Genomic DNA, 22,373 nt, shown 5'->3' with positions numbered 1-22,373 from the left:
CTACGCCCGTCGCTACGCTTGTGTAAGGACCGCCGCTCGTCGTTGCGCGCTTCACGTTATACGAAGCCGCACCGGCGGATGCCGTCCAACTCAGCGTTACTAACGCGCTTCCCGAAGTGGCCGTCAAAGCCGTCGGCGCTGCCGGAACGGAAATAACCGCTTGCGGCGTTGCCGATACTTGTGCCGAGTTCGGCGACTCGCCCACGAGGTTCACAGCCGAGACGACATAGTAATACGTCGTGCCGTTGGTCAATCCCGTGTTCGTGTACGTCGTTCCCGAAAGACCTGTAGCTACCGTCGTGTAAGGACCGCCGCTAACCGTTGCGCGCTTCACCGTATAGGTTGTCGCGCGTGCTGCCGGGCTCCAGTTCAGCGTTACTAACGCGCTTCCCGCAGAGGCCGTCAAACCTGCTGGCGCATCCGGTGCGGTCGGAATCGGAGAAATGCCTCCTGACGGCTCTGCCCCAAACACTCGGACGCCTGCGTCATAGACCGGCATAAGCGTCGTCTTCGCAACGGTCGTCGTCACGAGTCCGCCGTACGAATAGTCGTTCGTCGGATCCCAAGCGCCTTGCGGACCTGTAATGCGGAACTGCACTTCCTTCTTGTAATGCGGCTGTCCGCCCGGATAAATCTTCGTTCCGGTGAAATCGACGTTCACATAGTAGATGTGATTCGCCGCATCGTAAGCGATCGGATTCGATACGGTTGCCCCTTGGTTGTAATTCGTCAGCACCGTAAGGTTAGCCGCCGTGTATCCCGCGCTGTACACTTCGCTCAAATCCATGAAGTATTTGAACGACAGCTTATCGCCCATCCGCGCCGGCCATCCGGAACGGTTGTTGAGCAATGCTTTAATTTCCGTGAAATTGCTTCCGGCTTGGTTGATCGCCGCCTCTACGAACATTTCGTCCGTCTTCGTCTCGCTTGGAGGGAAGTTCGCTGCCGGCGATTGTCCTGCGCCATACAACAGATTCATCTTCGCAAGCGAAGCGGTGAATCCGGCGTTGTAGTCGGTCGCAACCTCGTTCATCGTGTAGTCCTGAACGCTGTCCGTGTAGCCGTCTGTCTGGTTCGGCCCGCCGACCAGCGCTCCATAGAGCACATGGCGGTGACTCGTCGGCTCCAGCATATTGTCGGACCAGGACCCTTGCGCCGTACGATGATGCGGATGCTGCGGCGGGTTCACGCCGAAACCGATCTCGTAGCTCCGGTTATTCGGATTATCGCCGAGCGCGTAATTGATCTGCCGCGTCGCGAAATCCCGGTACCGGGTCTTCTTCGTCTGATCCGATACGAAGTCGGAGTAGACAAAAGCCAGGAATGCCGCATTGGACGCATAACGCAGCGAGCCCCACGAATCAAGCCATGCAAGGCCGCCAGGCGTATACGTCACGCGATTGCCGTTGACGCCGACCGTCCAGAAGTCGAGATTCTTCTCCGTCGCCGTAACGAACGTCGAAGCTTCAGGCCTTCCAAGCTGGGTCAAAATGCGGGCAAGCAGCAGTTGCGATCCGTACGTTTTGTCGTCCCATCCAACCGTCCACTTGTATCCCCATTCACCGGCTTGGTCTCTGCCCCAGCCATTCGTGGATTGAATGGCTTTGTCCAAGTACGTTGCATCATTCGTTGCCAGGTAGAGCCAGAGTGCGCCCCACGTCAGCTCATCCGCATAACCGCTCCACGAGTTATAGTACGATTGTGCGTCTTTGATGCAATCGGAGTACTTGCCGCGGTACGTGTCTGCGAAGTTGTACAGTTGCTTCGCGTGCGTCAGCAGCTTCGCCGAGTAAGCAGCATCCGAGCCTGCGAATACGATGGAAGATGCAGCCATTGCTGCCGCCGTCTCGCCTGCCAGATCGGAGCCTGGGCAGGTCGCCGTAATTTTGTACGACTTGCGCTCCATCTGCATCACTTCGGCCGGTCCCCACCACGCATGATCGACGCTGCCTGTACCGACTTGCCCGTACAGCTCGTTAGGCGCCGTATGCGCTTTCACGAAGTAGTCATTGACCCATCTCAAATTGTCCAAAATGGCATTCAATTGGCCGGACTGCACGTAACCGTCGCGGTACTCGTATACCGACCATGCAAGCATTGTCGCGGAGAATGCCATTGGCAGTCCGAACTTGACATGGTCGCCCGCATCATACCAGCCGCCCGTCAGGTCTACGCCGTTGTCAGCCCCGTCGGTAAGACCGGAGTCGCCGCGCCATTCCACTCGATTAGTCGAGGGCAGGTCACCGGATCTCTGCGCCTCATAGAAATAAACTGCTTTTTGTAACGCTTCGGCATAGTTGAAGTTGCCTGCTGCGCTCGCTGTAGGAACCGAGACGCCCAGCGGCGCTCCTCCTAGGACGAGTCCTGCCGCCAGCGTGTACGCTAGAAGTTTGGCAACCCATTTCTGCGTACGTCTCATTGCCTTTATCCATCTCCTTCATCACATTTGTTTTGTCGTTAACCGGGTGTCGCCCACCTTCCTCCTCTCTTTCGACGGGTTAGCTGCCAGTTAGGGCGGTAATTCCAATTATAAACATCGATAGAAGTCGGACTAGCAAATATCATGACTTCTTAATTGTCACTTTGATGACCTTCATCCCCCAAAGATTTGACAATCACAAAAAAGTGCCGAACGCTCGTTGAGCGTTCGACACCGATAGAGTTTGTCCGACCTAAAACGCATTTAATTCATACAATGCCCAGCCTGCGTGCATTTGCAGCTCCCGCCATCCGTCACGAAGGTACAGATGCTAGAGTCGATTCCTCGCTGAAAAACGCGCCAAATCAGCGTGCCCATTTTACCCGGTACACCGCACCATCCGTCCTTCTATTTCATAAGATAAGTTGACTGTATCCCTTAACCTTGTTAAACCATACAAACCCGAGCAAGGAGGGGTGACAAACTTGAAGGGCAGCGACCACAAGAGCAAATTTTTGTTGACACATCGCGAACGTGAGGTATTCGAGCTGCTGGTACAGGATAAAACAACGCGTGATATTGCACAGCAACTGTTCATCAGCGAGAAGACCGTACGCAATCATATCTCTAATGTGATGCAAAAGCTGAATGTCAAAGGTCGTTCACAAGCGGTTGTCGAGCTGATCAAGCTTGGGGAATTACAGATCTAATCATCGTTCATCTTATAGATCCTGATTCGTTATAGAATCAACCTTCATGCCATGAATCCTTTGCGGAAGCACGGTGCGAAGGTTTTTTTATTGTTCAGACCAGGGGCGGGACCATTCGCTTCGCTTCATCCTATTCTGGATTCCGCCGTTTTATTCTTCTTTTAGTTTCATTTAAGACTCGGTTAAGGTTGCGCCTTCATCATGAGGATATCGATATCGAGCTCAAATCGAACAATGATTATCCGCCGTCATGGGGATGAGGGAGGAATAATACTATGATGAACAATAATTCGAACAGACCTGGTTCTGGCCAACATACCGAATGGATCGAAACGCATCAAGACGAGCAAGGCACTTATGTAACCCGCTTCGGCAGAGGTTTCGATGATGCGAAGAACCATACGGCGGCCTCTACACGCTGGCGCCCGCTGCTCCCGCTCGCGGCAGCTTTTCTGGCAGGCGTCCTGACCATCGGCGGCTTTATGTATGCAGCGGATCAGAACAATTGGCTGGGCGGCTCACAATCCGGACAAGCAGCTGCTTCAATGGGACAGGGAGCAGGAATTACGACCGCCTCGGCATCAGCTTCCGAATCTGGATCCGCCGGGTCAGGAGACGTCGCATCGATATACGCATCGGCAAGCCCGGCTGTCGTCAAAATCGATACATTCGTGCAGCAGCAGCAAAGCTACCGCACGCGCGGCGGCATCTGGTTCGAGCCTAGCGGCAGCGGGCAAGGCGGCCTTACCGCTATGGGTACGGGAACCGGGTTCATTTTCCAGAAGGACGGCTACATTATGACGAATCAGCATGTCGTAGCGGATGCGGATGAAATCCAAGTGACCTTGCAAGGCGACAGCGAGCCGTATAAGGCGACAGTCGTCGGGCAGCGCGAAGATTTGGACGTCGCGATTCTGAAGATCGAGCCCCGAAGCGGTTCAACCGGCTTACCAACCGTCAAGCTGGGCGACTCTGATAAGCTGAACATCGGCGACATGGTCGTCGCGATCGGCAACCCGTACGGTCTTGAACAGACGCTGACGGTCGGCGTGCTGAGCGCCAAAGAGCGCCCAATCCAGATTCAAGACGGCGATACGACGCGCAGCTACGAGCATTTGCTGCAAACCGACGCCTCTATTAACCCCGGCAACTCCGGCGGCCCGCTCTTGAACTCGGCAGGCGAAGTCATCGGCATGAACTCGGCAGGCGAGTCCGAAGCGCAAGGCATCGGCTTCGCGATTCCTACTACGACGATGAAGAGCGTGATTGAAGAGGTGTTGGGCCGCGGGGCGAACATTTAAGGCGCTCGAACCTATCACGAAGGGTATCAAAAACACAAGCCCCCGCGGCATCGCGGGGGCTTCATTCATTACCGGTTCACATTCACTTTCGCCGGGAACAGCCGTTCCACCATCGCATTAAATTCGGCGATAAATCCTTGGATCGGATGTCCAGCTTGTACCTCGTTCCAATAACCGCTCATGCGGTCGACGAAGTCAGGGTTAGCCGAAATGTACACATGGTCGACGCTTGGCGCCATCTTCTTCACTTCGGCAGCAATTCGGCTTTTCACGCTTTCGGTCAACTGAATGTCGACATTGGCGTCCGCCCCGCTGCGGGCGCGGTAGGTTCCGTCGTACATGTTGTCTGCGCGATTGTACATATTATTGTTATCGTTATAAGTTCCATACCGCGGTGCTGGCGTCATCCCGCTTGTGCCGGTTACGCCGCCAATCCCTGTTACGCCGATGCCGTTCATCCCGCTCGGTCCATTATAAGCTCCATAATGATTGCTCTTGCCCATGACACGGTAACCATTGCCAACGCTTGATGGCGTGACGGCACTCGAACCGCCAGCGCTGACGCCATCCCGAAGCGATACTGCAACGTAAGCGTTATTGTTCGTCAGCATCACGTTTGCGGTTCTGATTTCCTTCATAGCTGTCAATCGGTCAGCAATGTTCTTGCTCATCTCAAGCCGGTAATTGTCATGGCTGCCGATGATGTTATTGCTGTTCAGCCGGCGGCCGTTAACGCGATTCATCTCGTTCATCTGATCGTTGGCGAACCTTTTATCCCAGATCCGATTGCCGTTCATGTCATAACGAACGCTGTTCGAACGGACCGGCGCCCGGTTGCCGAGATCGCCTTGATTCGCTGCACATCCCGCCAACACCGCGCCAATCACTGCCGATGCGGCGATTACTTTGAACTTTCGATGCATGATGGTCCTCCATTCGGCTGGTGGATTATTATAAAACAATAACCGTTAATATCGTGCGCCGAATGGACTAACCCTATGCCAGCAATAAGTTGGGCGCGAAGCCAAGTCAACGGCTCCGACACCGCATCGTTCATTACCTCAATCCTCATTGGCATTGCCAATTGATGAGAATTCATATAGGTGATAACATATGGAAGTTGCCTATATATCCGATTGAGGTGCGGAGGCTCCAGCTCAAGTTCTAGTTCTAAAAGCAGCTCCGGAAGCACTTCTTCACCCGCAACGACGCAAGGCCAGTATTACGGTGTGACATCCATTGTAAATCTTTATCGCGGAAGCAATCTTGCAGGAACCGCCGATACAAGCAAATTGGTCTACGTGAAAGGCTATTACCGCCAAGACGGCACCTATGTGAGACCTCATTACCGTACATATGCGAACAACTATTTAAACGATAATTTTTCCGCTCAAAATTTATCAACCTTATTGCCAAGCCCGCCAAGTACTAAATATCCAGCTTATCAGTATGGCAGCTCGACAAAGCCAATTGAAAAGTACTTGATGTATAACGTTGATGACGTTCTGCTGACGAGCACGCAATTATCCGCCTTACATCATTATGCCGCAGAATTGGATGCTTATGATCATGACCCTTCATTGAAAAATTCGGCAAAAGATACAGGCTACGATTTTTATTTCGATATTTATAAAGACGGCATCATTGCGAATCAAATGGTCAAATTCGACTTGAATGCGAATAAAACACTCGAAGAATACTTGCTGGATGTCTTTCTCACGAGCCAGACGAATCTTTACCGTACCTACACGAAAGAGATCGAGCTGATAATTCCGATCTATGCGTACTATTTGAAAGAGGCACAGAAAGACACTGCCAAGACCGATCAAGCGAAAGCGGTCGGAGCTCAATTCTATAAGCTGTGGAGAAACACAGGGCAATCGGTCGACAAACAGATTGAGATGGACTTGCTCCAACATTTTGACCGGGTTGACGAGCAGTCCCTAACCTCCCATTCCACCTTGGAGCTGAGCGGTTACGACCACTATAACGACATCGAAGACTACCTGCGTGCAATCGGCAATTTCTATCAGCTGCCCATTAGCAAATACGATATGGACATTGTTGAATACGCTGTATCTTTGCAAATGCTGTACGAGAGCAACGGGTTGCTTATCGATATCAAGTTTGCTTATGAAGATGGAATCGAGTTCTACACCAAGAAGGGAATGATGCCGGCACAAGCCGATTCCCAGACCAGAAGAGATATCTTATCGTTATATAACGATTTGGAAAAGTAACGCTTCTGCAACCTCGTATGAGGTTGCTTTTTTCGTTATCGTATCCGCCCCCAACTCTGCCCCTGAATACGAAAGAGGCCGTCCCCAAAGTCATGAGATGAGATGACTTTGGGGACGGCCCCGTATAGAACAAACTGGCTGGCATCGCAAGCAAATGTTTTTATGATCCCGGTCGCAGCACAAACAAAATGGCGGACGACTCGTCTTCATTGCATAATATGCAACGAAGAGATCAAACCGAGACTTAAATGACGCTTTCATTGTATTTGATACAATGAATCTCCCGACTCAACTGCCAATTGGTCACCATTCAGCCGTTATCCCTGATTTCCCATTGTACGTTGTACAACGATTTCTTACTATTCGGACCAAACGCCCCTTCTTAATTGCACAAATTACAATGAAGGGCAATGAGACCGTTCAAGTTACTTTACGATTCAGCTTTAATTACAGGCAGCAAATAATCTAAAATGATTCTCTGCCCTTTTTCTAACGGAGTGCAGTATCGATCGTAGGTGTAGACATCACACCAATAAAAGTTGTCGAAATCAATTTTGTAGCCGGTTTTCTCGACCGCTTCGCAGCAAATAAAATAAGCACTTTCAATAATATCGTTAAGGTTATCGGATTCGATCCATATTTTCGCCACTTTGCCTGAAGGCAAATGTTCGGCATGCATATGATCTGGAACAGGCGCATCCAATTCCACCAACTTGCCGATGACGTATTGAAAGTGATCGTTCGAAACAAATTTGCTCATATGCCCAAGCCCAATATAATCATCCAGATCTTTGCATATCCATTGATCCATTGCTTGAATTTTGTCCAGAACGCCTTCCTTAAAGGCGGCTCCCCAGCACTCTTCTCCTGACTTTTGAAACGAAGTCGTTTTCATCATCCCTACGACTTTACGGGCTCCGATTTCTGCATACTCGATTTTTTTAAGCTCAGCCATCACTCGTTTCCCTCCTACAATACGAATGTTTGTAAAGGAGGTGCGAGGATAATCCTGAAGCTGCTGTCCAACCTTTCGAGCGCTGGACGGCGAAACCTTATGGTGTTCCTTGAATGCTCTTGTAAAAGCGGCATGAGAATTAAACCCGTATCTCATCGCGATGTCTATAATCCTCTCGCTGCTATTTCGGATCGCATAGCCTGCCAACGTCAATCGCCGCTTCCTCAAATATTCGCTAACCGATATCCCGGCAATGTATACAAAAATACGCTGAAATAATGGAGCAGGACAGCCGGCAAGCCTAGCAATGACCTTATAGTCAATTTCATCGGAGCCGTCCATTATACTCTCTAAATAATCCACTACACGTTCAAATGCATGTAAATTATCCATCACGTGCACCTCCTCTCGTATTCGAATTATAGGAACTTGCAGGCTAGTCCACTTTACAAGAACTGTACAGTTTTTGTAAAGGAGCCGCTTTCTTGTTTACCTGACGCTCATGCTATAATTGGGGCTAAATGAAAGGGGCGCTCTCCCAACATGCAAATGAAACTGGAACTTATCGTTCGTCCTACCGAAATCGATGTGAACGGCCATGTGAATAACGCGAAATATTTGGAGTATCTCGAATGGGGCCGCGATGAGTGGTACGAAGCGAATGCGCTGTCTTATGACGTGTTGAAGGAACACGGCGTCCAGACGGTAACGGTCAACATCAATATCAACTACCGCAAGGAATGCCGGCAAGGGGACCGGTTGACCGTCACGACGGAGCCGCAGTCGATCGGAAGAAGCAGCTATGTGCTGCTGCAGCGAATCGTGAACGATCAAGGCGAGCTTTGCGCTGATGCGCAAGTCACGAGCGTTACGATGGACGTCGAAACGCGAAGAAGCAGACCCGTGCCGGATCCGCTTCGCGCTTTGTTCGAATTGCCATAAGATAAGACTGTCAAGCCAGAACAATATGATAGATCGCGCCTGCTTCCGTATGGAACCGGTAAAGTTCCTCTCCGGCCATTTCGAACATGACGGACTTCCCATCTTTCAATATCGACACTCGTTCCCCGGTGCGAATGACGCATGAACCGCTGACGGCGGACGCAATCCCGGCTTTCGTCAATCGGCCGTCTTTCCATTCCAGATCGACCGTATATCCGCCCCTGGCGCGCAGTCCCTTGACGGAACCCGTTGCCCAAGCCGCCGGCAGTGCCGGGAGCAGAGATAACGCACCCGCGTGGCTCTGCAGCAGCATCTCGGCAATGGCGGCTGTACCGCCGAAATTGCCATCGATCTGGAACGGCGGATGGTTATCCAGGAAGTTCGGCAAGGTCGAGTGCGTTAGAAGTGCGGTGAGATTGGAGACCGCCTCCTCCGCGTCCTCCAAACGCGCCCAGAAGTTAATAATCCACGCCCGGCTCCAGCCCGTATGACCGCCGCCGTTCGCAAGCCGCCGCTCCAGCGTGCGCCGGGCCGCCGCCGCCAACTCCGGCGTACCGTTTGGCGTAATCTGGCTGCCTGGGTGCAGAGCGAACAGATGAGAGATATGGCGGTGGCCCGGCTCCGCTTCCTCATAGTCCTCGTACCATTCCTGCAGTTGGCCATACCGGCCTACTTTCGGCTGCGGCAGCTTCGATAGTACAGGCCGGAGCTCCTCTCCCAGCGCCTCGCTCTCTGGGATGCCAAGCACCGACTCCGCTTCCAGCACCGCCCCGAACAGCTCGCGGATAATTTGGGTGTCCATCGACGGTCCAGCGCACAACACGCCCGATTCCCCGCTAGGCAAAATATAGGTGTTTTCAGGCGACACCGACGGACAGGTGACCAGCTCGCCGCCCGGCGACTCGACTACATAGTCCACCAAGAAAAGCGCCGCCTCGCGCAAGGTCGAATACGCCCGTTCGAGAAACGCCTCGTTCATCGTGAAGCGGTAGTGTTCCCACAGATGAAGAGCAAGCCACGCGGCGCCCAGCGGCCAATAGGTTGCGGGCAAGTAAGTGTCCTGAGGGGCCGTGTCCGCCCAAATGTCGGTGTTGTGGTGCGCAGTGAAGCCTCTGCAACCGTACATGATGGATGCCGTATGCCTGCCCGGCTCGCGCATCCGCTCCAACAGCTCAAAGAGCGCCTCATGACACTCGGGAAGACCGCATGATTCCGCTGGCCAGTAATTCATTTGCGCATTAATGTTGATCGTGTATTTGCTGTCCCACGGCGGCAGGAAATGCTCATTCCAAATGCCTTGCAAATTCGCCGGCAGCGAGCCGGGACGACTGGAAGCAATCAGCAGATAGCGGCCGAACTGAAAATATAGCGCGTACAGTCCAGGATCCGTTTCGCCGCTTCGCACCCGCTCCATGCGCTGCGCCAGGCTCAGGTGCTCCAGTTCGGCATCCGCCGAACCGAGCGTCAGCGATACACGGCCGAACAGCGTGCGGTAATCGTCGACATGGCGATTGTACAACTCGGCATAGCCTAAGCCGACGGCGGCTTCCGCCCTCTTCAAGGCGTCACTGAACGGATTGTCGACTCTGAATGTCGTGGCTGCGGTTAGGACGAGCGTCACACTGTCGGCGTTCTCCACTAAGAGGTGTTCGCCTATCGCTTTCACCGTACCGCCTTCTGCAGACGCCTTCACAACCGTCGCATACTGGCTGCCGCCTTCGCCCCCGCAGTTGCCGCTCATCCAGATCGTGTCTTCCCCCGTCCGGCCGGACCGATCGGCGTACCGCCAGCGTCCGCGATCCAGACGCGCGGTAAAGCTAATGGCGCCCGGACGGTCTGCGGTCATCCTTAAGACGATCGCCTGGTCGGGATAGCTAGCGAGCAGCTCGCGCTTGTACGAAACGCCTCCGAGCTCGAAGTCAACCGTTACGGTGCCGTTGTCCATATGGAGCGCCCGGGCATAGTTCTCCGGCGTGCCGTCTGGAAGATCGAAATCAAGCATTAGGTGGCCGAGCGGCAGGTAATGACGCTGAGTTTCCGGAAGGCCGGACAATGACAGCAAGGCAAGACGCTCCGCTTCCTTCAGCTTCCCTTCGAATATCAGCCTTCGAATTTCCGGCAAATTAGCCTGCGCATCCGGATTGTTGCGGTCTCTCGGCCCGCCGTACCAGACGGAGTCCTCGTTCAATTGCAGCCGTTCGCTCCGCGGCTCTCCGTACACCATTGCGCCCAGCCGGCCGTTGCCGATCGGCAACGCCTCATTCCATTCTTTCGCCGGCCCATCAAAAAGCAGCTTATTGTTGGTCATCTCATTCTCTCCTTCGGCGTTCTGTCGCTCTTAGTAGTTGGTCCTCTCGAATGCTCTCGATATTCGAACGGGCTAATTCCTTCGAGAGATTTGAAGAGCCGGCTGAAATAGGATTGGTCCGAATATCCTACTTCATTGCAGATTTGATAAATTTTTAATTGCGTTTCTTTTAAAAGCCGCTTCGCACGCTCCATCCGAATGCGAGTCAGGTGCTGAGTGAAGGTCAAGCCTGTCTCCGTTGTATATAAAGCGCTTAAATAGTTAGGAGTAATATTAAGCGACTCCGCCAGCAAGCCCAGAGAAAAGTCCTTGTTCGCGTATTCCGTCTCAAGGCGATCCATCGCAAGCCGAATAATGCGATTCACGAACTCCACCGTTCTGTCGCCTGTGCCTGTCATATTCAGGGGGGCAGCGGAGAAAGACCTTACACTCTGCTCGTACATGGAACCGACTTCACGCAAGTCCGAGGATATGCCTCCGAAGCTTAAATAGAGATTCGGATCCAGTTTCTGCTGCAGACGCTTCTCTGCTTCCAGCATTTTCTGCTCGACTGGCGGTACTGAGATTTGATTGGAGAACACAACAACGGTCATCTGTAATTGATCTATAATGACCACCGTGCCCAAGGGGGACAAAACTTCCTCCAACAACAGTTTCGCGGACGACCTGTCCTCCTTCTCCCAATAAAGGGTGTCTCTCCTAGCGAGCGAAAAGACGCTGATCCAGCGATAGGGAGGCAGCAACATTTCATATATCTTCGGTGCATCAGCACCAAGCGGCTCATAGAACATATCCTGTATGCGCTTCTCCAGCAGCGTCTGCTCCCTCATCTTGACTGCGCCTAGCATCGTTCTCCGCTGCGCATCATTAAACTCCCTGTTCTTGAATTCATGATCGCTGATCAGCATCTCGCTCAGTGCAGCGATCAGTCTTAGGACAGTGGCTTGCGTCTGAACACGGCGTTGCCACGAGGAAAGCGCTGTCGGAATGGAAGCTGCTTCGATAAGGTCGTCAAGCAGCGGCCTGATTCGCAGCGTCATATCGGAGTCCTTGGCATGCAGAATGTCGGTTAAATGATATAAGGGCTCTACGATGAAATGATCGTCGATATGCAAATGAAGGCAGAAATAAGTCATGCCGTCGGCCCCTTCCGACCTGCTGGTATGCCGCCAGCCTGGCGGTATAAACAGCAAATCCCCCGGACCTTGCACGTATTCCCTTTCGCCCACCTGCGTCACTTGGTTGCCTTCTAGTACCAAATTAATTTCTAAGAGCGGATGCTCGTGTTCTGGAAAAGACCAGCCTTGTTGCACGTTGCGCCAATGGATTCCATAAATCTGGAAAGAAAAATGAAGATCGGACATCGCATGCAATTCGACACATCGTTCTCTCCCAGGATCCAACGACTCAACCATACTCACAATCTGCCTCCTAAAAATCATCTATTGGGAACAAAAAAAGAGATCTCCAAAGGACCTCCGAATACTCAGAAGAATACTCCGTCCCGTTAATTATAGCAGAGCCTTTAACGGAAAGGAGTATTCACATGTTAACTATTCCAATGTAAAAGAAGCCAAGCTGGCATTGCCCATGCCCGTATAGGTGAAATACAAGGCTTGGATGCCGTCCGGAACGACGATATCTGCAGCATATTCTGTCCATACGTTAGTGAAGTCAACCGGTATCTTGCCGAGGACCGGTCCATTCCACGACGTCTTTACTTCAAAGTCGCCGCGGCAATACCCGCGCACCTTGATTTTGACTTTTCGAATCCCGTCGCATTGGAAGTATTTGAACCCTGCCGTAGCAGAATCTCTCATATTCGCAATGTAGCCGATCTCTTCATCTCCGTCTCTTCCATCTTGGGTGATTTTCGGAAACCGGCCGTCCATCCATGCCCCGTGAGTGCCTGAATATTTCTCTTCGTCGGCGCAGAATAGATGGCATGCCGCATGCGCAGGGTACTCTCCGCGTCCGACAAGCGCTCCTCCATTGGCCCCGCACGAAGTCATCTCGACTTGCGGTATCGTGCCGTCTTCCCGAATCGTTATCGGCTCGATGCAGCCCTGCCGGCTAAAGCTTGTTCCGTTGGTATGCCTGTGATAGAAGATGTACCAATCCCCATTGATCTCGACCATGCCGCCGTGATTGTTGCCGCCATAATACATAGGCTTGTCCGCCGGTTTATACGTATCGATATGCATGTCGTTGTTGCTTATGATGACTCCTTGGTAGACAAAGCCTTTGGTCGGATGTTGGCTGGTCGCATAGCACAATTCATGCATGACGATCGAGGAATAGACGAAATAGTAGGTGTCGCCTTTCTTCCGTATGGAAGGCGCCTCGAAAAACTCATGTCCTTCGAACCCGGTCCCTTTGCTGTACGGTTCGCTAGGCGCAACAAAAACCGGCTCTTCCACCATCGTGAGCATATCCGGGCCGATAACCGTAGCCATAGCCCCTTTTCTGGACTTATCGCCAGGCGCGCAGAAGCCGGTGTACAGATAGGTTGTGTCCCCTTCCGTCAACACCCCGGGATCGAATTGATGCTGGTCCCCTTCTCTTTCCCCCAGCCGTGCACCATTGGAATCATGCACATAGCCATAAAATTCGTACTTGCCAGCCGGAGTATCGCACACCGCTACTGACACAACGGAGACCTTGTCCAGAACATAGTACAAATAATAGCGTCCGTCCGGACCAACGGTGACATCCGGCGCATACAGACACATGTTGCCTTCGGGATTGAGCGGATCATCCGTTTTCTTATAAATGACGCCTTCATACCGCCAGTCAGCCAAATCACCCACCGGTGCCGACCAGCACACATAATCATTCAAGCAGAAGACATGACCATTAAACCGGTCATGAGAGCCGTAAACATAAACTCTATCATTAAATACGTGCGGTTCCCCGTCAGGGATGTATTCCCAAGAAGGAAGATAAGGGTTCAATGCTTGCTTTTTCATTTATGTATTTGCACTCCCTACGTCAGTTATAGCATAGTTATACCACCGCCATTCCGGGAAAGAAAATGCGAGGGATCTATTATTTTTTGAACATACCTACGATTATTTTGCTTACAGGCAGGCAGTTGTCCAAAACTGTCGTAAAATGAATAATATATCTATATCGTACATATGGAGTGTGGATACCGAATGGATAAGAAAGCAGCGGCTATTGCAGCCAATGAAGCACCGGAAGGAACCCAGATTATCTATGGCGAGTTCGCGGAGAGAGGAACCTATTACTCTTGCTCGTATCGCCCTGATGTCGTTTATGCCCAATATGGCGACTTGGAACGACGGCTTCAAATCATTGTTCCGCAGCGAGCGGGTTATAAATTCCCTCTAGTCGTGTTCGTTCAAGGCTCAGCTTGGAGACAACAGGATCTTTATGCCGCCATACCGAATCTCTGCCATATTGCAGCAAAGGGATATGTTGTAGCAAGCGTCGAGATTAGAGACACGGACATCGCAAGATTTCCGGCAGCTGTCGAGGATGTGAAATGCGCCATCCGGTTTATGCGCAAGAATGCAGAGGAATATGGAGTCGACCCGAACCGAGTTGCCGTATGGGGAGATTCATCTGGCGGGCACCTTGCCCTGATGACGGGGCTTACAATAGGTGAATACGATAATGGCCTATACAGCGAAGAGACGGACGAAGTCAGTGCGGTAATCGATTATTATGGCGTCTCGGACCTGCTTACGTTAGGAAAGTATAACGATATTCTAGATCATGATGCCGCTGATTCTCCAGAAGGTTTGCTAGTCGGCGGAAGAGTGCCTGATCATGTGGAATTGGCGAAGAAGGCCAGTCCAATCCATCAGAATTTGGATAAAAGGCTTCCGCCGTTCCTCATCATCCATGGAGACAGCGATGGCATTGTCCACGTGAACCAAAGCATAGAGATGTATAAAGCGCTTAGAGAACATGGACAAAGAGCATTTTTCTACAAAGTCACAGGTGCAGATCATGGGATAGGCGTGTGGAATCCGCAGGTACTTGAAATTACGGAACGGTTCTTATCTGCTAACCTGCATCGGCCCCATATCGATAAACCGCCGTTTCAGCATGCAGTTGAATAGCGATTAACAACTAGCAAGCATTTTATCCGGTATATGATGAGGTGTAGAGGCATGGAATGGGAAGAAGTGTTCACTGTTCATGTTAAGATTGAGAAGACGACCGAACTGCAACAGGATGACGGAGACACCGTGGTCATGATTTCTTTCACAGGCCATGTGACGGGCAAGTACTTCCGCGGAGAGGTGCTTGACGGAGGGATCGATACGCAAATTATCGGGAAATCCGGTGAGCGGCATACGTTATCGGCGCGATACATGCTTCAGGGAGAGGATTATGAAGGTAACGTCTGTCGAATCTATATCGAGAATAATGGCGATGCCAATAAAAAGTGGAAGGACGCTTTGTTCCGCACCTACCCTAAGATGATTACGAACAGCAAAGCGTTGTCTTTTCTGAATCAAGATATACTCGTAGGGGAAGGACTGCCGACGGAGTCGGGAGTCGATATCAAGATCTATAGATGGGTTAACGGATAAAACAACCAGCGGCAGTAAGGGTACCTGCAATTCGGCCCTAGACTTCCGCTGGTTGTTTTCGTTCTATTGCGCCCAGACTTCGATTTTATCGATGTTCGGCCCCTCCGTCCCCGTAGTAACCAAGCTTAGTGTATTGCTCCCGCTGTTCATCGGCACCTGAATCGTCTTCTCGCTCCAGGTCGTCCAGCTGCCGCTTGCTTCGAAGCCCATGTTGCTGATCGCTTTCGTTCCATTCACGTACACGTCCAGATTTCGGGTCCCTGAAGCCAGCGCATACCGGAGCTTCACGTTCTTCGTACCCGATATGGCACAATTGATGCTGTTCCATTGCACGGCTGCACCCGACTGGGCGTTGAAATTGACGTAGCCCGCGCTGGAATATCCGCCATTTAATGTCTCCGTTATGGAGCTGGTCAAGGTTGTCCCCGTCTCCGCTTCATACGTGGTCACGCTTCCTGCGCTCCCCCCGCTGCCGCCTTTCGATGTATAGAATCGGAACCAGTTCACATCGACATATCCGCCGGACGCTGCCGTGGTGAAGTTGAAAATTCCGAATTTGTCGCCTTGGAAGAACCCAAGGTCAAACGGCATGTTCAGTTGCCCGCCCAAGGGGGTAAAGTTCGCATTATCCGTACTGTACGAGAATGCGGCTTTGTTGGCGATCAGGTCTGCGTTAGCCCTTAAGTAGACGGTATTGCCGCTCAGAACCGGGCCGTTCGTTATCGTGCCCGCTCCATCCTCCTTGGCATTGATGGAAGCAACGATTCGCTTAACGCCTCCGGATTTCACAACCCCAATCCAGCCGTAGGGGATATTGAGCAAACTAAGTCCCGCGCTGTCCCCATCCTGCATATTCGCCGTATCCAGTTCGATCGTCCCTTGGGAATCCGGCCCTTCCACCCGCTGTGTCAACGTATTGGTTGCCCGCCACAGGTTATTGGCATTCTTAGCGCGAAGCCTCAAGTAACCCGGACGCTCGGTCAATGACCATAGGCCGTTATCGGGGTAATGATTCCACTGCCACTGCACACCTAATGTCGATGATCCGAACTCATCGGTATTCGGTATCGTCTTGATCGGGTAGGTTGCGCCGACATTCGGTTTTCTGTACGTAATCGGAACGCTGCCCATCGGATAATTAATGCCGCCTATCGTAACGTTTTTAACCGTCGCCGGATCACCGATGATCGGCCAGTCGTTCTGCCACTGCATAGGAATCAGAATGTCTCTGCGGCCTAACCCGGCGCCGTCTTGGAAGGCGTAAAACCACCATTCGCCGGTCGGCGTATCGATCGCTCCCCCTTGATGAATCTGAGCCCCGCCAGGAATCGAAGGTCCGTTCAAGAGGATCCTCGTCTCGTAAGGTCCATAAATGTTCTTCGACCTCAGGACGTAGGTATAGGACTCTGGAGGCGTCGAGTTACGGAAAATATAATAGTACCCATTCCGCTTCATAACATGTGTGCCTTCAACCAAGTAACTGCCGGTTGCCCCTTCAATGCGCGTCGTCACGGTGCTGCTTGCGACCGACTTGTAATCGGCGCTTAGCTTCGTCACTTTCACGTCATTCGCCTCAGAGATAATGTAACCTGTACCGTCGTCGTCGATGAACAGCCCCGGATCATGAAAGCCTTGATTAAACACGGTCTTCGTATATGGACCTGCCGGATTCGTGGCCGTAAATAGGAGAAACTTGCCTTGCGCCTGATAGAAACCAACATAGTAAGTGCCGTTGCGATACGCGATGGTTGGCGCCCAGCTTCCATGCCCGTAGTCCTCGAACGTGTTGGTCAGCGTATACGATTTCCCCGTACCGCTAAGGTCAGCCGTAACGTAGCCAATGATTTCCCAGTTCACGAGATCCTTCGAGTGCATGATAGGAACGGATGGAAACGATACGAAGGTGGAGCTGACCATATAGAAATCGCTCCCAACCCGGATAGCTGTTATATCAGGGTAATCCGCATTTAGTATCGGGTTCGTGAACGTCCCGTCGCCATTGTCCGATTGCCAGGCGAATGCAGGAACGTTAAACGAGAGAAACATGCCGAGTGCCAGTAAAAAAGACCAGATTTTTCTCACCATAAAACCTCCTTGTAATTAGTCTGAAAATATAACCAGATCAGGACTTCAATTCCGTAATTTCAATGCAATAGATATCTCATTCTCCTCCTTTTAAAGACTGTTTCTCAAGTTGTCATTCCAATCGGATTGTACGTCGCTATGACCTTCTCCAATGCTCCCTCCTTTTGACTAAGGCCTTGAAATACTGAGGTTACAATCCAATATTAAAGCGCATTCATTTCCAGTTAAATAGAAATAATTATACGTTTGTTTCACTTTTTTGTCCGTTCCTATGAGAACCAACGGAAGTCAGGCTTCAAGCATCGAGCATCACAAGCAGGAATCAAGGTGTAAGATTTTCGCAGTAGATTCTATATATTGTGGAGTTCAGTTTTCTCGCCGTAAATAATAGCATAAAAATTGTATACTCTTACATCTGGTAGAAAAGAAAGGAGGGCCGTATTTCAACAAAATAGAGCAAAAACATTCAACTTATTCGTTTGGAGGAGAGATATTATGATGCTAGTAAGATCAAGAATGGTAAGCTTGTTCAGCGCATTGCTGCTGCTGGTCTGTTTCCTTCTGCCCCCGGCGTTCATTCAGACAGCCAAGGCGTCCCCTGCGGGTGTGACACCGGGTACGCTGTCACGGATCACGACATTCGGCAACAACCCCGGCGGCTTAAACATGTATGTGTACGAACCGCGCAACCTGGCTGCGAACCCTGCACTGCTCGTAGCTTTGCACACTTGCGGAGGCAATGCTTCCGGCTTCTACTCCGGTTATGCACGCGACTATGTTACGGCTGCAGAGCAATATGGTTACGTCATCATCTTCCCGGAAAGCGCGCGCAGTCAATTCGGCAACTGCTTCGACGTGTGGAGCCCACAATCGCAAACTCGCGGCGGCGGCACCGATCCAGTCAGCATCATGTCGATGGTGACATGGGCTAAAGCAAACTACAATATTGACAACAGCCGCGTAGTTGCGATGGGCGCCTCCTCCGGCGCGATGATGACTAACGGCCTGCTTGCCTTGTATCCAGATGTCTTTGCCGCCGGCAGTGCGTTCATGGGTGTGCCGGCCACCTGCCTTGCTACTGGATCAGCCACCGTCTACTTGAACGACCAGTGTGCAGGCGGACATATAACGAAGACTGCCCAGCAATGGGGCGACGCGGCGCGCGCGATGTACCCCGGCTACACCGGCAGCTATCCGCGCATGCAGCTCTGGCACGGTACGAACGACTCCGTTGTTAACTACAATAACTTCCTCGAAGAAATTAAGCAGTGGACCAACCTGCGTGGCGTCTCTGCAACACCGGTGTTGACCGATAGCCCGCAATCGACTTGGACCCGCACCCGCTACGGGAACTCCTCTGTCCAACCGCCAGTCGAAGCGATCAGCGTGCAAGGCGCTGACCACAATATTCCCCAGCCCGGAATGGTCGCTTATTCGATCGCTTTCCTTGGCTTGAACAACAGCGGCAGCACGACGACGGCACCGGCCGTACCAGCAAGTTTAACTGCAACTGCAGGCAATGCTAGCGTAACGTTAAGCTGGCCTGCTTCTTCGGGCGCAACAAGCTACACCGTGAAGAGAGCTGCGACGAGCGGCGGTCCTTATACGAACCTGGCTGCAGGACTAACCGCAACCAGCTACACGAACACAGGCCTTACCAATGGCACGACGTATTATTACGTTGTCAGTGCATCGAACGCTGCGGGCGAGAGCGCGAACTCCGCGCAGGCGAGCGCGACGCCGACAAGCGGGAGCAACGGAGGCGGAACCGGCACGCTCGTGGCGCAATACAAGCTTAACAATGCCAACGCAACGGATAACCAAATCTACGCGACCTTCAATATTAAGAACACCGGAACATCCGCCGTCAGCCTAAGCGGAGTGAAGCTGCGCTACTATTTTACGAAAGACGGCAGTGCCGCCCTGAACTTCTATAAAGACTACGCCCAAATCGGAACGGCTAACGTGAATGGTACGATCGTTAGCGCGACCGGCACGAATGCCGATACGTATGTGGAACTATCGTTCAGCGCTGCGGCAGGCTCAATCGCAGCAGGTGGCCAGACCGGCGACATTCAAATCCGCATAGCGAAATCCGACTGGTCGAACTTTAACGAAAGCAACGACTATTCGTTCGACGGGACGAAGACGGCGTTTGCCGATTGGAACAAAGTGACGTTGTATCAAGGCGGTACCCTTGTATGGGGGATTGAGCCTTAATCCTATACAGGAAACATACAAGAAAGCCGGAGCGCGCACATCTGCGTCTCCGGCTTTTGGTCGATAAAATAATTCTGCCCGTTCTTAATTATGAACGCTCTCTTACATAGGTGATGTAATCAACATTGACCGGTTCACTGCCTGCGGTTCGCAGAATGGTATTGATTTGACCGCGGTGATATTGGCCATGCAGCGCTACATGCGTTAAGATGTCACGAACAGAGGTGGAGAACAACGTCCCGGATTGATTCTTATATGCGATAATATGATCCAAGTCTCCTTTTTCCTCAATCGCAGCGAGATATGCCAAGAAGTTTTTATGGTTTTCATCGACCCATCGGTTACATTCAGTTAGATCTGCGTCTGGCCATGTTGCGATATGGGAGCTGTCTCTCCCCGACAATCGAGTAAACCAAACCTGCTCAGCATGCAAAATATGGGCAAAAAGACGCACTGCCTGTTCGTTATGGTCTTGCGTACGCAAATGCACGACAATTCGTTCGTTTGCCCAATGCAGTTGTTTGAACAGATTGCGGATCGTTTGCATTTCTATTCACCTCCAATTCTTCACATGGCTAGTGCCGGAAAAATCCGTCGTTTACCGCATAACCGAGAGAATGCTGGAGCAGCAGCGGCTCCAACTGATCGAAGTAGGTCGGCGGCTGCTCCGGAATTTCCAGCTTGTCGGTATCCAAAGCATAGACGACCAGCCGGTATAGATGGTCGCCAGAATAGCGCGGCGGCTCCATTCCGAAATAAGCGTTCAGTTCGACGGAACCGTCCGTAAAGTGCTCGGCGCTCCCTTCAGGCAGGCCGGAAACCGTAACGGGAATGTTTAGTACACTCCAATGGACGAAGCTGTCGGCAATCGGATTTACATCGTACATGACGACGGCGAACGACTTGGTGCCCTTCGGCGCCCCTTCCCAGCTTATCGGGAGACTGATATTTTTACCGCCGGTAATGCCGCCGTGCGCATATTTAGTGGGAATGTCCCCGTAAGCGGGGAACGCATCCGACCAGACGCGGAATCCCGGCACCTCCGGCAGTGGAGCGGCCGTAAGCACCCGGTTCGCCGAATCCCAGCGCAGCTCCAATCCAAGTGCGGCCTCGATCACTCTTGCGGGCGCCAGCACCGTGCCGTCCGCCATCACCGCACCGGAATCGAGCTGAACTGCTCCTCCGTTCACGACCGCCTTCGTATCCCCCACCTTTTGCTCAATGGAGAACTCCCCTTGTTTCTTAGCGTGCCAGGAATGGTCAACCGCATCCCATGTAACGTTCGCGCCCGCCGCTTCGAAAACAGCCCGCACCGGAACGAACCAACGCGAGTTGATCATCTCTCCTTTCGTCTCCAACACCTTGCCATTCACGTTCACGGTGAACGGACTATTCCACTCTATGAAGCTTGCGACATTGTGCATCACATCTCTCTGTTCCACTGCGGCCGAAGTCTTATCTGCAGCGGAAGCCGCAGTCGCACTCAACACCATTGCCAACACCGTAATCAGCATCATTTTATATCCGGTTAAGGTTCTCCATCTCATGGATCATCAACTCTCCTTCTAGCAAAATATGAGTTATAATAAATTTAGCGGCACCGCGTTTATAACTAAATATTTGATTGTCGACACAATTTATGTTACAACCATATTGTGGCTGCTGTCAATCATTGGGAGCGTGAAAATTTGATTTCGGTCGAGAAACAGATGCTCTTCTTGTTATCCAAAGCCGACAATCTGGAGACACAGGAGCTCATCCGTATTTACGCGAAGAGGGGTTATTCGGCGGCTTACATCCGCAACATGCTGTCACGGCTGAAGAAGGACCGCTATGTCGATTCGCCGTCTCGCTCTACATACCGGATTACCGACGCCGGAAGGGCCTTCGTCCACTCGATTAACCGTAAACCGCAGCTCTATGGCGAACAATGGGACGGCCAGTGGCATCTGGTGCTGACGGCGTTTCCCGAAGCGGAACGGAAACGCCGCGAACAGGTTCGCGCCGCTCTGCTTCAAACCGGTTTCGGGCATATGTACAGCGGTGTATACCTGTCGCCTTGGGCCTATCGCGAGGAGCTGGCCGAGCTGTTTCGACTGCACGAAGCAGAGCCGTACACGACGGTATTCTCAGGACGTCTCGAGGGGGGGCCTCTTAGCCCCGAGCAGGCGGTGAAAATCTGGGCGTTGCCGGAAATCGCCGAGAAATACGAGGAGAAGCGGAGGTGGTTCCATGATCAATTCGAGCCATCGCTCGCTGAGGCGCTGGGCACCAACCGAGAAATGACCGATGCGTTAGACGTGTTTGTTCTGTATCTGGCTCTCGGTGAGCAGATCAGCGAACTCTACTTAATCGATCCGATGCTCCCGTTCGAGCTGCTGCCGCACGACTGGATCGGTCGCGAGGTGCTGCAGCAGTTGACCCATTGCGCGGACCAAGTGGCTGCGGCGATCCCGCGCGATTCGGACTACGCCCGGTTCGTGAGGTGAGGCAGCTTTGCATGTGTCTTACACGCTTTACTATTCCGGGCGGCGGTGCGCTTCGCGATACAAAAAATACACCGTTAACCCGCTCAAGGGTCAACGGTGTATTTTTGTTGGGGCATAGATCCGAACTTCTTTGATG

The 22,373-nt window shown here is 52.1% G+C and carries 17 protein-coding genes; 8 read left to right on the top strand and 9 right to left on the bottom strand.

The window, feature by feature from the left end; translation table 11 throughout:
* Positions 1 to 2,419: glycoside hydrolase family 9 protein (locus PKO01S_RS20660; protein WP_127533337.1), on the bottom strand; the 2,419-nt coding region annotated here is incomplete at its 3' end.
* Between the two features lie 485 nt (positions 2,420 to 2,904).
* Here PKO01S_RS20660 and PKO01S_RS20655 point away from each other — a divergent pair.
* Together PKO01S_RS20655 and PKO01S_RS20650 are read left to right on the top strand one after the other, a co-directional pair.
* A complete protein-coding gene (locus PKO01S_RS20655; RefSeq protein WP_006040330.1) occupies positions 2,905 to 3,129 on the top strand; it encodes a helix-turn-helix domain-containing protein in 225 nt (74 codons plus the stop codon).
* A 275-nt stretch (positions 3,130 to 3,404) separates the two neighbouring features.
* Positions 3,405 to 4,430 (top strand): S1C family serine protease, encoded by a 1,026-nt coding sequence (locus PKO01S_RS20650; RefSeq protein ID WP_127533336.1) that lies wholly within the window; start codon positions 3,405 to 3,407, stop codon positions 4,428 to 4,430.
* 68 nt (positions 4,431 to 4,498) lie between these two features.
* Here PKO01S_RS20650 and PKO01S_RS20645 read toward each other — a convergent pair whose 3' ends face one another.
* A complete protein-coding gene (locus tag PKO01S_RS20645) occupies positions 4,499 to 5,353 on the bottom strand; it encodes a YhcN/YlaJ family sporulation lipoprotein (protein WP_127533335.1) in 855 nt (284 codons plus the stop codon).
* Between the two features lie 306 nt (positions 5,354 to 5,659).
* On the opposite strand from PKO01S_RS20645, the gene PKO01S_RS20640 reads away from it, so the two are divergent.
* Complete coding sequence (locus tag PKO01S_RS20640) at positions 5,660 to 6,670, top strand: hypothetical protein (RefSeq protein ID WP_127533334.1); 1,011 nt, start codon at positions 5,660 to 5,662, stop codon at positions 6,668 to 6,670.
* A gap of 430 nt (positions 6,671 to 7,100) precedes the next feature.
* On the opposite strand, the gene PKO01S_RS20635 is transcribed toward PKO01S_RS20640, so the two are convergent.
* Positions 7,101 to 8,018: an AraC family transcriptional regulator gene (locus PKO01S_RS20635; protein WP_127533333.1), complete on the bottom strand. Its 918-nt coding sequence runs from the start codon at positions 8,016 to 8,018 to the stop codon at positions 7,101 to 7,103.
* A gap of 150 nt (positions 8,019 to 8,168) precedes the next feature.
* On the opposite strand from PKO01S_RS20635, the gene PKO01S_RS20630 reads away from it, so the two are divergent.
* Entirely contained in the window at positions 8,169 to 8,567 is a 399-nt protein-coding gene (locus PKO01S_RS20630) for an acyl-CoA thioesterase (protein ID WP_127533332.1), read from the top strand.
* A 10-nt stretch (positions 8,568 to 8,577) separates the two neighbouring features.
* On the opposite strand, the gene PKO01S_RS20625 is transcribed toward PKO01S_RS20630, so the two are convergent.
* The 3 genes from PKO01S_RS20625 to PKO01S_RS20615 form a co-directional block, all read right to left on the bottom strand.
* A complete protein-coding gene (locus PKO01S_RS20625) occupies positions 8,578 to 10,875 on the bottom strand; it encodes a glycoside hydrolase family 95 protein (protein ID WP_127533331.1) in 2,298 nt (765 codons plus the stop codon).
* Positions 10,872 to 12,290 (bottom strand): AraC family transcriptional regulator, encoded by a 1,419-nt coding sequence (locus PKO01S_RS20620; RefSeq protein WP_246070664.1) that lies wholly within the window; start codon positions 12,288 to 12,290, stop codon positions 10,872 to 10,874. The genes PKO01S_RS20625 and PKO01S_RS20620 overlap by 4 nt, the downstream gene beginning before the upstream one ends.
* Before the next feature lie 138 nt (positions 12,291 to 12,428).
* Positions 12,429 to 13,844 (bottom strand): family 43 glycosylhydrolase, encoded by a 1,416-nt coding sequence (locus tag PKO01S_RS20615; protein WP_127533329.1) that lies wholly within the window; start codon positions 13,842 to 13,844, stop codon positions 12,429 to 12,431.
* Between the two features lie 189 nt (positions 13,845 to 14,033).
* On the opposite strand from PKO01S_RS20615, the gene PKO01S_RS20610 reads away from it, so the two are divergent.
* Positions 14,034 to 14,966: an alpha/beta hydrolase gene (locus PKO01S_RS20610; RefSeq protein ID WP_127533328.1), complete on the top strand. Its 933-nt coding sequence runs from the start codon at positions 14,034 to 14,036 to the stop codon at positions 14,964 to 14,966.
* A gap of 51 nt (positions 14,967 to 15,017) precedes the next feature.
* The gene (locus tag PKO01S_RS20605) at positions 15,018 to 15,443 is read left to right on the top strand and encodes a DUF3237 family protein (RefSeq protein WP_127533327.1); all 426 of its coding nucleotides are present in this window, start codon (positions 15,018 to 15,020) and stop codon (positions 15,441 to 15,443) included.
* Between the two features lie 63 nt (positions 15,444 to 15,506).
* Here PKO01S_RS20605 and PKO01S_RS20600 read toward each other — a convergent pair whose 3' ends face one another.
* Positions 15,507 to 17,525, bottom strand: a complete 2,019-nt coding sequence (locus PKO01S_RS20600; RefSeq protein WP_218031494.1) for a family 43 glycosylhydrolase — start codon at positions 17,523 to 17,525, stop codon at positions 15,507 to 15,509.
* 498 nt (positions 17,526 to 18,023) lie between these two features.
* On the opposite strand from PKO01S_RS20600, the gene PKO01S_RS29815 reads away from it, so the two are divergent.
* Positions 18,024 to 19,748 carry an extracellular catalytic domain type 1 short-chain-length polyhydroxyalkanoate depolymerase gene (locus PKO01S_RS29815; protein WP_407669681.1) on the top strand — a complete coding sequence of 575 codons (1,725 nt, stop codon included), beginning with the start codon at positions 18,024 to 18,026 and terminating at the stop codon, positions 19,746 to 19,748.
* Positions 19,749 to 19,836: 88 nt separating this feature from the next.
* Here PKO01S_RS29815 and PKO01S_RS20590 read toward each other — a convergent pair whose 3' ends face one another.
* Both PKO01S_RS20590 and PKO01S_RS20585 read right to left on the bottom strand, forming a co-directional pair.
* A complete protein-coding gene (locus tag PKO01S_RS20590; RefSeq protein ID WP_127533326.1) occupies positions 19,837 to 20,295 on the bottom strand; it encodes a DinB family protein in 459 nt (152 codons plus the stop codon).
* Between the two features lie 28 nt (positions 20,296 to 20,323).
* On the bottom strand, positions 20,324 to 21,295 hold the full coding sequence (locus tag PKO01S_RS20585) for a YbhB/YbcL family Raf kinase inhibitor-like protein (RefSeq protein ID WP_127533325.1): 972 nt from the start codon (positions 21,293 to 21,295) through the stop codon (positions 20,324 to 20,326).
* A gap of 141 nt (positions 21,296 to 21,436) precedes the next feature.
* Here PKO01S_RS20585 and PKO01S_RS20580 point away from each other — a divergent pair, with 141 nt between their 5' ends.
* The gene (locus PKO01S_RS20580) at positions 21,437 to 22,237 is read left to right on the top strand and encodes a PaaX family transcriptional regulator C-terminal domain-containing protein (RefSeq protein ID WP_127533324.1); all 801 of its coding nucleotides are present in this window, start codon (positions 21,437 to 21,439) and stop codon (positions 22,235 to 22,237) included.
* Positions 22,238 to 22,373: the final 136 nt, after the last annotated feature.

Origin of the sequence: Paenibacillus kobensis NBRC 15729, assembly GCF_004000825.1 — a bacterium.
Lineage (GTDB): Bacteria > Bacillota > Bacilli > Paenibacillales > Paenibacillaceae > Paenibacillus_T > Paenibacillus_T kobensis.
Note: the sequence above shows the minus strand (reverse complement) of the source record. Positions and strands in the feature narration are given on the sequence as shown.

Bases quoted from the DNA above. Each gene is read 5' to 3' on its own strand.
- PKO01S_RS20650 (WP_127533336.1), top strand. From the start codon at position 3,405: ATGATGAACAATAATTCGAACAGACCTGGTTCTGGCCAACATACCGAA.
- PKO01S_RS20645 (WP_127533335.1), bottom strand. From the start codon at position 5,353: ATGCATCGAAAGTTCAAAGTAATCGCCGCATCGGCAGTGATTGGCGCG.
- PKO01S_RS20635 (WP_127533333.1), bottom strand. From the start codon at position 8,018: ATGGATAATTTACATGCATTTGAACGTGTAGTGGATTATTTAGAGAGT.
- PKO01S_RS20630 (WP_127533332.1), top strand. From the start codon at position 8,169: ATGCAAATGAAACTGGAACTTATCGTTCGTCCTACCGAAATCGATGTG.
- PKO01S_RS20625 (WP_127533331.1), bottom strand. From the start codon at position 10,875: ATGACCAACAATAAGCTGCTTTTTGATGGGCCGGCGAAAGAATGGAAT.
- PKO01S_RS20620 (WP_246070664.1), bottom strand. From the start codon at position 12,290: ATGGTTGAGTCGTTGGATCCTGGGAGAGAACGATGTGTCGAATTGCAT.
- PKO01S_RS20615 (WP_127533329.1), bottom strand. From the start codon at position 13,844: ATGAAAAAGCAAGCATTGAACCCTTATCTTCCTTCTTGGGAATACATC.
- PKO01S_RS20610 (WP_127533328.1), top strand. From the start codon at position 14,034: ATGGATAAGAAAGCAGCGGCTATTGCAGCCAATGAAGCACCGGAAGGA.
- PKO01S_RS20605 (WP_127533327.1), top strand. From the start codon at position 15,018: ATGGAATGGGAAGAAGTGTTCACTGTTCATGTTAAGATTGAGAAGACG.
- PKO01S_RS29815 (WP_407669681.1), top strand. From the start codon at position 18,024: ATGATGCTAGTAAGATCAAGAATGGTAAGCTTGTTCAGCGCATTGCTG.
- PKO01S_RS20590 (WP_127533326.1), bottom strand. From the start codon at position 20,295: ATGCAAACGATCCGCAATCTGTTCAAACAACTGCATTGGGCAAACGAA.
- PKO01S_RS20585 (WP_127533325.1), bottom strand. From the start codon at position 21,295: ATGAGATGGAGAACCTTAACCGGATATAAAATGATGCTGATTACGGTG.